Source organism: Pseudomonas spartinae, assembly GCF_965197125.1.
In the GTDB taxonomy this organism is placed as follows: Bacteria; Pseudomonadota; Gammaproteobacteria; order Pseudomonadales; family Pseudomonadaceae; genus Aquipseudomonas; species Aquipseudomonas composti_A.
The window spans coordinates 235,442-247,881 of sequence record NZ_CBDAMB010000007.1 but is presented as its reverse complement, the minus strand read 5'-3'; the positions used below and the strand labels follow the sequence as shown (position 1 = coordinate 247,881).

The 12,440-nt window shown below is 60.5% G+C and carries 11 protein-coding genes and 2 tRNA genes; all 13 read right to left on the bottom strand.

Annotation, left to right across the window (positions count from 1 at the left end; translation table 11 throughout):
• Positions 1-160: 160 nt before the first annotated feature.
• Entirely contained in the window at positions 161-430 is a 270-nt protein-coding gene (gene rpsO / locus ACN8M7_RS16955) for a 30S ribosomal protein S15 (RefSeq protein ID WP_004424394.1), read from the bottom strand.
• A 170-nt stretch (positions 431-600) separates the two neighbouring features.
• A complete protein-coding gene (truB, locus tag ACN8M7_RS16950; RefSeq protein ID WP_490261529.1) occupies positions 601-1,521 on the bottom strand; it encodes a tRNA pseudouridine(55) synthase TruB in 921 nt (306 codons plus the stop codon).
• Positions 1,522-1,524: 3 nt separating this feature from the next.
• The gene (rbfA, locus tag ACN8M7_RS16945; protein WP_061241004.1) at positions 1,525-1,917 is read right to left on the bottom strand and encodes a 30S ribosome-binding factor RbfA; all 393 of its coding nucleotides are present in this window, start codon (positions 1,915-1,917) and stop codon (positions 1,525-1,527) included.
• Between the two features lie 109 nt (positions 1,918-2,026).
• A complete protein-coding gene (gene infB / locus ACN8M7_RS16940; RefSeq protein ID WP_490261528.1) occupies positions 2,027-4,513 on the bottom strand; it encodes a translation initiation factor IF-2 in 2,487 nt (828 codons plus the stop codon).
• A gap of 27 nt (positions 4,514-4,540) precedes the next feature.
• Positions 4,541-6,022: a transcription termination factor NusA gene (gene nusA, locus ACN8M7_RS16935; protein ID WP_061241002.1), complete on the bottom strand. Its 1,482-nt coding sequence runs from the start codon at positions 6,020-6,022 to the stop codon at positions 4,541-4,543.
• A 160-nt stretch (positions 6,023-6,182) separates the two neighbouring features.
• The gene (gene rimP / locus ACN8M7_RS16930) at positions 6,183-6,641 is read right to left on the bottom strand and encodes a ribosome maturation factor RimP (protein WP_490261527.1); all 459 of its coding nucleotides are present in this window, start codon (positions 6,639-6,641) and stop codon (positions 6,183-6,185) included.
• Positions 6,642-6,770: 129 nt separating this feature from the next.
• Positions 6,771-6,847 (bottom strand) — tRNA-Met (locus tag ACN8M7_RS16925).
• Positions 6,848-6,944: 97 nt separating this feature from the next.
• Positions 6,945-7,030 (bottom strand) — tRNA-Leu (locus tag ACN8M7_RS16920).
• A gap of 7 nt (positions 7,031-7,037) precedes the next feature.
• Positions 7,038-7,415, bottom strand: a complete 378-nt coding sequence (gene secG, locus ACN8M7_RS16915; protein ID WP_082768103.1) for a preprotein translocase subunit SecG — start codon at positions 7,413-7,415, stop codon at positions 7,038-7,040.
• A gap of 3 nt (positions 7,416-7,418) precedes the next feature.
• A complete protein-coding gene (tpiA, locus tag ACN8M7_RS16910) occupies positions 7,419-8,174 on the bottom strand; it encodes a triose-phosphate isomerase (RefSeq protein ID WP_490261526.1) in 756 nt (251 codons plus the stop codon).
• A gap of 65 nt (positions 8,175-8,239) precedes the next feature.
• Positions 8,240-9,577, bottom strand: coding sequence for a phosphoglucosamine mutase (gene glmM, locus ACN8M7_RS16905; RefSeq protein ID WP_061240999.1), 1,338 nt, complete (start codon positions 9,575-9,577; stop codon positions 8,240-8,242).
• Positions 9,578-9,590: 13 nt separating this feature from the next.
• On the bottom strand, positions 9,591-10,442 hold the full coding sequence (gene folP / locus ACN8M7_RS16900; RefSeq protein WP_490261525.1) for a dihydropteroate synthase: 852 nt from the start codon (positions 10,440-10,442) through the stop codon (positions 9,591-9,593).
• 8 nt (positions 10,443-10,450) lie between these two features.
• The gene (gene ftsH, locus ACN8M7_RS16895) at positions 10,451-12,364 is read right to left on the bottom strand and encodes an ATP-dependent zinc metalloprotease FtsH (RefSeq protein ID WP_061240997.1); all 1,914 of its coding nucleotides are present in this window, start codon (positions 12,362-12,364) and stop codon (positions 10,451-10,453) included.
• Between the last annotated feature and the right edge of the window lie 76 nt (positions 12,365-12,440).

Below are 12,440 nucleotides of genomic sequence, written 5' to 3'. Positions count from 1 at the left end.
TCTCTTTGTTGCCTTGGGGGAAATTGGAAAGACGCGCGGGAGTCGGACCCGATGCATCCCTCGAAAAGCCAAAAGCTGGAAGCCCGGCGCCACGAGGTGAGGATCACTCCCCACTCGCGACGCCGAACTCCCAGCTTCCAACTTGTGCAGCTCGCGTCTATTAACGACGCAGGCCCAGGCGACCGATCAGGGCGCTGTAACGACTGGTGTCTTTACCCTTCAGGTAGTCCAGCAGCTTGCGGCGCTGGTTAACCATACGGATCAGACCACGACGGCTGTGGTGATCCTTACCGTTGGCCTTGAAGTGACCTTGCAGCTTGTTGATGTTGGCGGTCAGCAGGGCTACCTGCACTTCCGGGCTACCGGTATCGCCTTCAGCTTGCTTGTAGTCGTTAACGATCTGGGCTTTTTCTTCAACGCTGAGTGCCATGTTGGCTTCCTCTCATCTGGAAACTGCCGAAGCAGTCTCAATAGGCCGGGAATCGCTTCCCGTGTTTTAAAAAGAGGCATGACCGTGCCTACTAACAGCCACCCTCGCAACACCTGACGACAACAGTGCCGTCATCAGGCTTTCAGCCGTTACGGCCGAAACTGTCGGTGCTACGCACCGGTATAAATCAATCGACGCGGCGCAACACGCCCATCGTCGCTCACTTCACCGATCCCGATGAAGCGACCATTGTGGTCCTGCACCCGCACCATGCCGAACTTCGGCGCTTCGGGTGCCCGCACCGGCTGACCCTGCAGCCAGTAGAACGCGCTGTGCTCGGAAAACTGCAGCAGCGGCCAGTCCAGCAACCCACTGTCGACCGGTTGCAGGAAACGGTCGAGCGCTTCGTTGCCACCTTCAGCATGCACCGCTTCCAGCTCTTCGAGGGTCACGGTACGCGCCAGATCGAACGGGCCGGCCTTGGTACGGCGCAGTTCGGCAACGTGTGCGCCGCAACCGAGCAGTTGGCCGAGGTCTTCGACCAGGGTCCTGATATAGGTCCCTTTACTGCAATCCACCGCCAAGCGAGCCTGCTCACCCTCAAGGGCCAGCAATTCCAGGCGCGCAATAGTAACAGAACGCGCTTCGCGCTCCACTACTTCGCCTGCACGCGCCAGCTTGTAGAGCGGCTGGCCATCCTTCTTAAGTGCCGAGTACATGGGAGGTATCTGTTTGATTTCTCCACGAAAACTCGGCAGCAGGGCTTCGATTTCAGCGCGACCAACGGTCACCGGACGACGCTCGAGCACATCGCCTTCGGCATCACCGGTGGTGGTGGTGACGCCCAGCTGAGCGACTGTCTCGTAGCCCTTGTCGGCATCGAGCAGATACTGGGAGAACTTGGTCGCCTCGCCGAAGCACAGCGGCAGCACGCCGGTGGCCAGCGGGTCGAGACTGCCGGTATGCCCGGCCTTCTCGGCATTGAGCAACCAGCGCACCTTCTGCAGGGCTGCGTTGGAGGTGAAGCCATGCGGCTTGTCCAGCAGGATGATGCCGTCGACCTTGCGGCGAATACGTTTGACCTGCGCCACGCCTTACTCCTTGGAACCTGCGGTGTCGTCGTGCTGACGATCTTCCGCCACGGCACGCTCGATCAGTGCCGACAGGTGAGCACCGCGCTGCACGCTCTCGTCGTAGTGGAAGTGCAACTGCGGCACGCTGCGCAGCTTCATCGCCTTGCCCAGCTGCATGCGCAGGAAACCGGCCGCGTCGTTGAGTACCTTGAGGCTCTCTTTGACGGCATCGGCATCGTCCTGACCCATGACGGTGATGAAGACCTTGGCGTGACCGATGTCACGACTGACGTCGACCGCGGTGATGGTCACCAACCCCAGACGCGGATCCTTGACCTCACGCCGGATAAGCTGGGCCAGCTCACGTTGCATCTGGTCGCCGATACGCTGGGTACGGCTGTAATCTTTGGCCATTTTCTACTTACCTTTACTTCGTCCGCCGTCTGTTCGTCAGCAGACTCAAAAGCGGCAAACGCCCGGCCGCGCGAATGCGGGGCCGGGCGTTGCGTGTTGCGACTCGCGATTACAGGCTGCGAGCCACCTGGACTTTCTCGAACACTTCGATCTTGTCGCCGACCTTGACGTCGTTGTAGCTCTTCACGCCGATACCGCACTCCATGCCATTACGCACTTCGGCGACGTCGTCCTTGAAGCGACGCAGCGATTCCAGCTCGCCTTCGAAGATCACCACGTCCTCGCGCAGTACGCGGATCGGACGGTTGCGGTAGACGGTGCCCTCGATGACCATGCAGCCAGCGACAGCGCCGAACTTCGGCGAACGGAACACGTCACGCACTTCCGCGGTACCCAGGATGTTCTCGCGAACGTCGCTGCCGAGCATACCGGTGAGGGCTTTCTTGACGTCTTCGATGATGTCGTAGATGACGTTGTAGTAGCGCATGTCGAGGCCTTCGGACTCGACGATCTTGCGCGCACCGGCGTCAGCACGGACGTTGAAGCCGAACAGCACGGCATTGGAAGCCAGCGCCAGGTTGGCATCGGACTCGGTGATACCACCGACGCCGCCACCGACCACACGCACTTGCACTTCGTCGTTGCCCAGGGTGCTGAGCGAGCCTTGCAGGGCTTCCAGAGAACCGCGAACGTCGGCCTTGAGGACGATGTTGAGGGTCTTCTTCTCTTCCTGGCCCATGTTCTCGAAGATGTTTTCCAGCTTGCCAGCGTGGGCGCGGGCCAGCTTGACCTCGCGGAACTTGCCCTGACGGAACAGCGCAACTTCGCGGGCCTTCTTCTCGTCAGCCACCACCATCATCTCGTCACCGGCATCCGGAGTGCCGTCCAGGCCGAGGATCTCGACCGGAATCGACGGGCCAGCTTCCTTGATCGGCTTGCCGTTCTCGTCGAGCATGGCACGCACACGGCCGTAGTTGACGCCGACCAGGACCATGTCGCCCTGACGCAGGGTACCGTCCTGAACCAGCACGGTGGCCACCGGGCCACGGCCCTTGTCCAGGCGCGATTCGACGACCACACCACGACCAGGCGCGCTCGGCGTAGCGGTCAGCTCGAGCACTTCTGCCTGCAGCAGTACGGCTTCGAGCAGTTCGTCGATACCGGTACCGGCCTTGGCCGAAACGGGTACGTAAGGCGCATCACCGCCCCACTCTTCCGGAATTACATCCAGCGCAGCCAGGCCGTTCTTGATGTTGTCCGGATTGGCTTCCGGCTTGTCCATCTTGTTCACCGCGACCACGATCGGCACGCCAGCGGCTTTCGCGTGCTGCACGGCTTCCTGGGTCTGCGGCATCACACCGTCGTCAGCGGCAACGACGAGGATGACGATATCGGTGGCCTTGGCACCACGGGCACGCATCTGAGTGAACGCGGCGTGACCGGGAGTATCGAGGAAGGTGACCATGCCGCGGTCGGTTTCCACGTGGTAGGCACCGATGTGCTGGGTGATGCCGCCGGCTTCACCGGACGCCACCTTGGCACGACGGATGTAGTCGAGCAGCGAGGTCTTACCGTGGTCGACGTGACCCATTACGGTCACCACCGGCGCACGGGACATCGCCTCGCCTTCGAACTTCAGCGACGCGGCCAGGGAGTCTTCCAGCGCGTTATCGCTGACCAGCTTGACCTTGTGGCCAAACTCTTCGGCGACCAGCTGTGCGGTTTCCTGATCCAGGACCTGGTTGATGGTCACCGGAGTGCCCATCTTGAACATGAACTTGACGATTTCCGCGCCCTTGATGGCCATCTGCTGGGCCAGGTCGGAAACGGTGATGGTCTCGCCAATCGATACGTCGCGCACGATAGGACCAGTCGGGCTCTGGAAGCCGTGCTGGTTGCGCTTCTTCATCTTGGCCTTGCCACGACCGCCACGACGGAAACCGTCGCTCTCTTCGTCGACACTGCGCGGCGCAACACGCGGAGCCGGTGCCTTTTCCTTGAGGGTCGGGCGATGCTGAGCGTGCTTGCGATCACGACGCTCGTCTTCGTCGCTGCGCGCCTTCTCGGGACGACGCACTTCTTCCTTCTTGCGCTCGACGTCGACGACCGGAGCCGCGACAACCGGCTCGCTGGCCGGAGCCGGCGCAGCAGCAGGCGCTGCGGTTTCGCTGCCAGCAGTGGCGGCCTGGCGCTTGGCTTCTTCTTCAGCCTTGCGCTTGGCTTCTTGCTCGGCCTTCAGGCGCTCGGCCTCGGCAGCTGCCTGCTGAGCTTCCAGCTCGCGCTGCTTCTCGGCTTCGAGCTCTTCCGGGCTGCGCTTGACGAAGGTTTTCTTCTTGCGCACTTCTACGCTAATGGTCTTGCTGCCAGCAACCTTGAGGGTGCTGGTGGTCTTGCGCTGCAAGGTGATCTTGCGTGGCTCTTCGACCTTGTCGCCGTGACTGCTCTTGAGATGGGCCAGCAGGGCCTGTTTCTCACTATCGGTCACTACTTGTTCGGCACTGCTGTGGGACAGGCCAGCTTCGCGCATCTGCTGCAGCAGGCGCTCAACCGGAGTGTCGACCACTGTGGCCAGTTCTTTCACCGTGACTTGCGTCATGCATCTTTCTCCTCAGGCCGCAACCGCTTATTCGAACCAATGGGCTCGGGCGGCCATGATCAGCTTGCCGGCACGCTCTTCGTCGATGCCGTCGATGTCGAGCAGGTCGTCAATCGACTGCTCGGCCAGGTCTTCACGGGTAATCACGCCGCGCAACGCGAGCTCAAGAGCCAGCGCCTTGTCCATGCCTTCCAGTTCCAGCAAATCATCTGCCGGATGGGCATCGGCCAACTTCTCCTCGTTGGCGATCGCCTTGGTCAGCAGACGATCCTTGGCCCGTGCACGCAGCTCATTAACGATCTCCTCGTCAAAGCCATCGATGCTGAGCATTTCTTCCATGGGTACGTAGGCAATCTCTTCGAGACTGGTGAAACCCTCTTCGACCAGGACTTGAGCCAGTTCTTCGTCGACTTCCAGCTCATCGATGAAGGACTGCATGATGTCGCCGGTTTCTGCCTGTTGCTTGGCCTGGATATCCGCCTCGGTCATCACGTTCAGGGTCCAGCCGGTCAGCTGACTGGCAAGACGCACGTTCTGACCGCCGCGGCCAATGGCCTGGGCAAGGTTGTCTTCGCCAACGGCGATGTCCATGGCATGGGCATCCTCGTCGACAATGATCGCGGCCACTTCTGCCGGCGACATGGCATTGATCACGAACTGCGCCGGGTTGTCGTCCCACAGCACGATATCAACGCGTTCACCACCGAGCTCACCGGAAACGGCTTGTACGCGGGAACCGCGCATACCGATGCAGGCGCCCTGCGGGTCAATACGCTTGTCCTTGGAGCGCACGGCGATCTTGGCGCGCGAACCCGGATCACGGGAGGCAGCCTTGACGTCGATCAGCCCTTCGGCAATTTCCGGTACTTCGATGCGGAACAGCTCGATCAGCATTTCCGGCGCGGTACGCGACAGGATCAGCTGCGGGCCGCGGTTCTCGGTACGAATTTCCTTGAGCAGGGCACGCAGACGCACGCCGACGCGGAAGGTTTCGCGCGGGATGATGTCTTCGCGAGCCAGCAGCGCCTCGGCGTTGTTGCCCAGGTCGACGATGACGCTGTCACGGGTGACCTTCTTCACGGTGCCGGAGATGATCTCTCCCAGGCGCTCGCGGTAGGCGTCGACAACCTGAGCACGCTCGGCCTCGCGCACTTTCTGCACGATGACCTGTTTGGCGGTTTGCGCGGCGATGCGGCCGAACTCGATGGAGTCAACCTTCTCTTCGAGCACGTCACCAATCTTGGCGTTGGCCTCGACGGCCTGCGGCATGTCATCGGTCAGCTGATAGGCCGGATCTTCGAACTCGGACTCGTCGACCACCGTCCAGCGGCGGAAGGTTTCGTAACTACCGTTCTGACGATTGATCGATACACGCAGATCGACTTCGTCCTCGAAACGCTTCTTGGTGGCAGTCGCCAGAGCCAGCTCCAGCGCCTCGAAAATCACGCCGGCCGGTACACCCTTTTCGTTGGATACCGACTCAACAACCAGCAGTACTTCTTTGCTCATCGTACGCCTCGCCTTTCGCAATCCATTGGTTCTGCGCAATCCGCATCACGTTCACGCCATGGGCGCTACATTCGTGCGTTACCGCGCTACCCTCGCGTCATCTGTGTCGCCCACGCTGCGCCAACACTTGGCTGTCCAGCAGCGACGCAGAATGCGCATATCAATCAAATCGGGGGATGATGTTGGCCTTGTCGATCAGGTCGATCGGCAACAGATACTCGTGGTCATCCACCTGAACTACCACGTCCTGCTCCTCCACACCGCGAAGGAGGCCCTGGAAGTTACGACGCCCGTCGAAAGGCGAACGCAGCTTGATCTTCACCTGCTCACCGACATGCGCCGCAAATTGTTCGAGCGTGAACAACGGGCGATCCATGCCAGGAGAAGAAACTTCAAGCGTGTACTCCGAGGTAATCGGGTCCTCGACATCGAGCACACCACTGAGCTGACGGCTGACGATTTCGCAATCTTCGATCAGGATGCCATCGGCTTTATCGATATAGACACGCAGTAGCGAATGACGCCCCTGCGACAGGAACTCGATGCCCCAACATTGATAACCGAGCGCCTCGATTACCGGGGCCAACAAGGCCTGCAACTGTTCTAGCTTGCTCGACACTTAACGGCCCTCGTGCATGCTGTGCAAATAAAAAATGGGCGAAACGCCCATCCCTTCAATCCGCTGCAACCACCAACGGACACTGTCTTTCAGCTAACAAAAAGCCCCTGAAAAGGGGCCTGCTGAAACTGGTTGCGGGGGCAGGATTTGAACCTACGACCTTCGGGTTATGAGCCCGACGAGCTACCAGACTGCTCCACCCCGCGTCAAAGCTGGGCCGGAATTATACGGCCACCCCCTGGCGAGGGTCAACCAAACACTCCAGCAACAAGAAAGCCCGCGAACAGCGGGCTTTCTTGAGTATGGTACCGAGGAGGGGACTCGAACCCCTACAGCCTATGGCCACTACCACCTCAAGGTAGCGTGTCTACCAATTCCACCACCTCGGCAAAACTGTTACTGCTCTGGAGCCTCCGGCACATCCGAAGTATCGGACGCTGGAGCTTGCTCTTCGAGCACCGGCACGTCTTCGGCGGCCGGTTTTTGTTGAACTTCCAGAACCGCTGGGTCTGGCAGACCAACCTGAGTCAGTGCATCAGCTTTTTCTTTAGCAAAGAACGCTAAGCCCAAGCTAGTAATGAAAAAACCGGCTGCGAGTATACCAGTAAACTTACTCAGAAAGGTAGAGGAACCTTGGCTTCCGAATACGGTTGCAGAAGCACCCGAACCGAACGACGCACCCGCGTCAGCACCCTTGCCTTGCTGCAGCAGCACCAGCACTACAATCCCGATCGCACCCAGCAGGTGCAGAACAACAATGACTGTTTCCAGCATTCTTCAGTTTCCTGCAGCGCGACAGATCGCACCGAATTCATCCGCATTCAGAGAAGCTCCACCTACGAGCCCCCCATCGATATCCCGCATACCGAACAACTCGGCTGCACTGGCGGCCTTTACACTGCCGCCATAAAGAATTCTCAACTGACTCGCGACATCAGCATCCAGCTGCGCAACCTGCGCACGGATGGCTGCATGCACTTCCTGAGCCTGCTCAGGCGTAGCGGTCAACCCGGTGCCGATGGCCCATACAGGCTCATAGGCAACTACGGCATTGCTCAGCGCATCGACACCCAGGGCATCGACCACCGCAGCCAACTGGCCACCCACCACACCCAGCGTTGCATTCGCTTCACGCTGCTCACGGGTTTCACCAACGCAGAGCACGGGAGTCAACCCCGCCGCCTGCACTGCCGCAAACTTGCGCACGACCACTTCGTCATTTTCACCCAGAATCAGGCGACGCTCGGAGTGACCAACCAGCACCAGCTCGCAACCACCATCGACCAACTGACTGACTGCCAGCTCACCGGTCAAGGCACCCTGCTCTACCTGTGCCGCACAATCCTGCGCTCCAACTTCCACTGCTTTGCCGCTCAGGCCTTCAACAACCTGAGCGATATGCAGACTGGAGGGAAACACCGCAACATCGACGTCAGCCGGCAAATCCTGCTGACGCAGCCCTTCGATCAGTTCTGCGACGCTGTCGCGGGTACCGTGCATTTTCCAGTTACCGGCGACTAAGGGGCGACGCATGTTTTACCTCGTCGATCAAAGAGGGCGCAGATGTTACCCAAGAGCACCCTCGGTAGCAAGCGCAATCAAGCACAGACTTCGGCAACAATCTTAGCCAATTCATCGGCATAGCCGCGAACCGTAGTTTCCTCGTCACCTTCGACCATTACTCGCACCAGCGGCTCGGTACCCGACTTACGCAGCAGCACGCGACCACGCCCCGCCATGCTCTCGGTAACCCGCGCGCAGGCTTCCTTGACCGAGGGGTGCTCAAGCGGATCGAGGGCACCGGAAAACCGTACATTGACCAGTACCTGAGGACATTTCTTCAGATCGCTGCGCGCCTCGACCAGACTCTGATCACGCCGCTTGAGCGCCATCAGCACCTGCAGAGCGGCAATGATGGCATCACCAGTGGTGGTGTGCTGGAAGCACACCAGATGTCCCGAGTTCTCGCCACCGAGTTGCCAGTTGCGCCCCAGCAGCTCGGCAATCACATAACGATCACCGACATTGGCCCGCACGAACGGAATGTTCAAATCAGCCAGGGCCAGCTCCAGCCCCAGGTTGCTCATCAGCGTGCCGACCACACCGCCACGCAAGCGCCCGCGCTCCTGCAGGTCACGAGCGATGATGAACAGCAGCTCGTCACCGTCGACCACCGCGCCGTACTGATCGACCATCAGCACGCGATCAGCATCGCCGTCGAAGGCGATGCCCAGATCAGCCTGCTGCGCGACCACCTCGGCCTGCAGCGCGGCGAGGTGCGTAGAGCCGCAACCGTCATTGATGTTGAGCCCATCAGGCTGCGCCGAAATGACTCGCACCTCGGCACCCAGCTCACGAAACACACTCGGAGCGACCTTGTATGCGGCACCGTGGGCGCAATCGAGAACGACCTTCAGCCCCTTGAAGCTGGTACCACTGGGTACGCTGCCTTTGCAGAACTCGATATAACGCCCGGACGCATCGTTGATTCGCGAAGCCTTGCCAATACCGGCAGACTCCACCACGGTCATCGGCTGATCGAGCAACTCTTCGATCATCAGCTCGACATCGTCGGGCAGCTTGGTGCCCTCACTGGAGAAAAATTTGATGCCGTTATCGTCGTGCGGATTGTGCGAGGCGCTGATGACGATACCGGCATCGGCCTGAAAGGTCCGCGTCAGATAGGCGATGGCCGGTGTCGGCATCGGCCCGAGCAACTGCACGTCAGCCCCGGCCGCAGCCAAACCCGCCTCCAGTGCGGACTCGAACATGTAGCCGGAGATGCGCGTGTCCTTGCCGATCAGGATGCGGCACTTGCCCTGCTTGCGAAACGCCATGCCAGCGGCCCAGCCAAGCTTGAGCATGAAGTCCGGAGTAATGGGGAACTGACCGACGCGCCCGCGAATGCCGTCGGTACCGAAGTATTTTCTAGCCATGACGCTTTCCTTGTTATTGCGCTGCTTGAACCGCAGCGATCATGCGCACCACATCCACCGTTTCGGCGACGTCATGCACACGCAGAATATGTGCACCCTTGGTCAATGCCAGGGCTGCCAGTGCCAGGCTGCCATAAAGGCGCCCGCCAACTTCGTGACCAAGCACCTTACCGATCATGCTCTTGCGTGATACACCAACCAGCAAGGGCCGCCCAAGTGCGGACAGCTCGGCCATCCGCCTGAACAGGGCCAGATTGTGCTCCAGGGTCTTGGCAAATCCAAAGCCCGGATCGAGCACGACCCGCTCGGCGGCAATACCAGCCGTCGCGCATGCACTCATGCGCTCGGCGAGGAAGTCGTGCACTTCGCTGACGATATCCGGGTACTGAGGGTTGTCCTGCATGTTGCCCGGCTCACCGCGCATGTGCATCAGGCACACCGGCAGGCCACTGTCGGCAGCAGCATCGAGAGCGCCGTCACGCTGCAACGAACGCACGTCGTTGATCAGCCCGGCCCCCAGCCTTGCACTCTCGCGCATGACCGCAGGCGTCGAGGTGTCCACCGAGATGATCACATCCAGATTGCTCGCGATGGCTTCAACCATCGGCGCAACTCGCTCCAACTCCTCGGTCGGCGAAACTGCACGAGCGCCTGGGCGAGTGGACTCCCCTCCAACATCGATCAGCGTCGCGCCAGCGGCGACCATCTGCTCGGCATGACGCAACGCCGCGTCACGAGCCGTGAAGCGTCCGCCATCGGAAAAGGAATCGGGGGTGACATTGAGGATGCCCATCACGTGCGGACGGGACAAATCAAGAAGCCGGCTGCCACAGGGCAGCCGGCTCGGGTATTGCACATTGGACATAAGCGACCTTAGTGCTCGGCCGCCGGCCCACCGATGGGCTTCTCGGGAAGACTGGGTTCGTCGACCTTGGCTTGCGGCGCACCGGAGTCATCGCCACCGCCCCAGCCACGCGGCTCACGGGGCTCGCGGCCACTCATGATGTCTTCGATCTGCTCGGCATCGATGGTTTCGTACTTCATCAGCGCTTCTGCCATGGCATCGAGCTTGCCGCGGTTTTCCACCAGCAGTTGCTTGGCGGTGGCGTAACACTCGTCGATGATGCGGCGCACTTCCTCGTCGATCTGCTTGGCAGTCTCGCCGGAAACATTGCTGTTCTGGCTACCCATGCTGCGACCGAGGAACACCTCACCCTCTTCTTCCGCGTACATCAACGGACCCAGCTTCTCCGACAAGCCCCACTTGGTGACCATGTTCTTGGCCAGCTGCGTGGCGCGCATGATGTCGTTCGAGGCCCCCGTGGTGACGCCATCGAAGCCAAGGGTCATCTCCTCGGCGATACGCCCACCGAACAGCGAGCAGATCTGACTGATCAGGGCGCGCTTGCTAAGGCTGTAACGATCCTCTTCCGGCAGGAACATGGTCACACCCAAAGCACGACCACGCGGAATGATGGACACCTTGTAGACCGGATCATGCTCGGGCACCAGGCGACCGACGATGGCGTGACCGGCCTCGTGGTAAGCGGTGTTGAGCTTCTCCTTGTCGGACATGACCATGGTCTTGCGCTCGGCACCCATCATGATCTTGTCCTTGGCCAGCTCGAACTCCTTCATTTCCACCAGGCGCTTGCCAGAGCGAGCGGCGAACAGAGACGCTTCGTTGACCAGGTTTGCCAGATCGGCACCGGAGAAACCCGGAGTACCGCGCGCGATGACAGCCGGATTGACGTCGTCGCCCATCGGCACCTTGCGCATGTGCACTTTCAGAATCTGCTCGCGACCACGGATATCCGGCAGCCCCACCACCACCTGGCGGTCGAAACGACCAGGGCGCAGCAGCGCCGGGTCCAGTACGTCAGGACGGTTGGTGGCGGCGATGACGATGATGCCGTCATTCATTTCGAAGCCATCCATCTCAACCAGCAGTTGGTTGAGGGTCTGCTCACGCTCGTCGTGACCGCCGCCCATGCCGGCGCCACGATGGCGACCAACGGCGTCGATCTCGTCGATGAAGATGATGCAGGGGGCGTGCTTCTTGGCCTGGTCGAACATGTCGCGCACACGGCTGGCACCCACACCGACGAACATCTCGACGAAGTCGGAACCGGAAATAGTGAAGAACGGCACTTTCGCCTCACCGGCCACGGCCTTGGCCAGCAGGGTCTTACCGGTACCCGGCGAGCCAACCATCAGGACGCCACGCGGGATCCGGCCACCCAGACGCTGGAACTTGCCGGGATCACGCAGGAACTCGACCAGCTCGCTGACTTCTTCCTTGGCTTCGTCGCAACCGGCGACGTCGGCGAAGGTGGTCTTGACCTGGTCTTCGGAGAGCAAACGTGCCTTGGACTTGCCGAAGCTCATCGGCCCGCCCTTGCCTCCGGCACCGCCCTGCATCTGGCGCATGAAGAACATGAACACGGCGATGATCACCAGAATCGGGAAGCTCGCCACCAGCAACTGCGTCCAGATGCTCTGCTGCTCAGGCTGCTTGCCTTCGATGACCACGTTGTTGTCGATCAGGTCGCCGATCAGACCGCCATCCTGAATCGCCGGACGAATGGTCTTGAAGCCTTCGCCATCGGTGCGCTTACCGGTGATCACGTAACCGTCGACGGTGACGCGCTCGACGCGCCCCTCCTTCACCTGCTCGATGAATTGCGAGTAGCTCAGGGTCTGCGGCTCGCTCGGGCTGGAGAAGTTGTTCATCACGGTAACCAGCACCGCCGCGATGATCAGCCACAGGATCAGATTCTTTGCCATGTCGTTCAATTAGCTACCCTCTGAAGCAGGCCTCGTGGCGAAGCAGGCTTCCCATGACGACCAATGATATACCGAC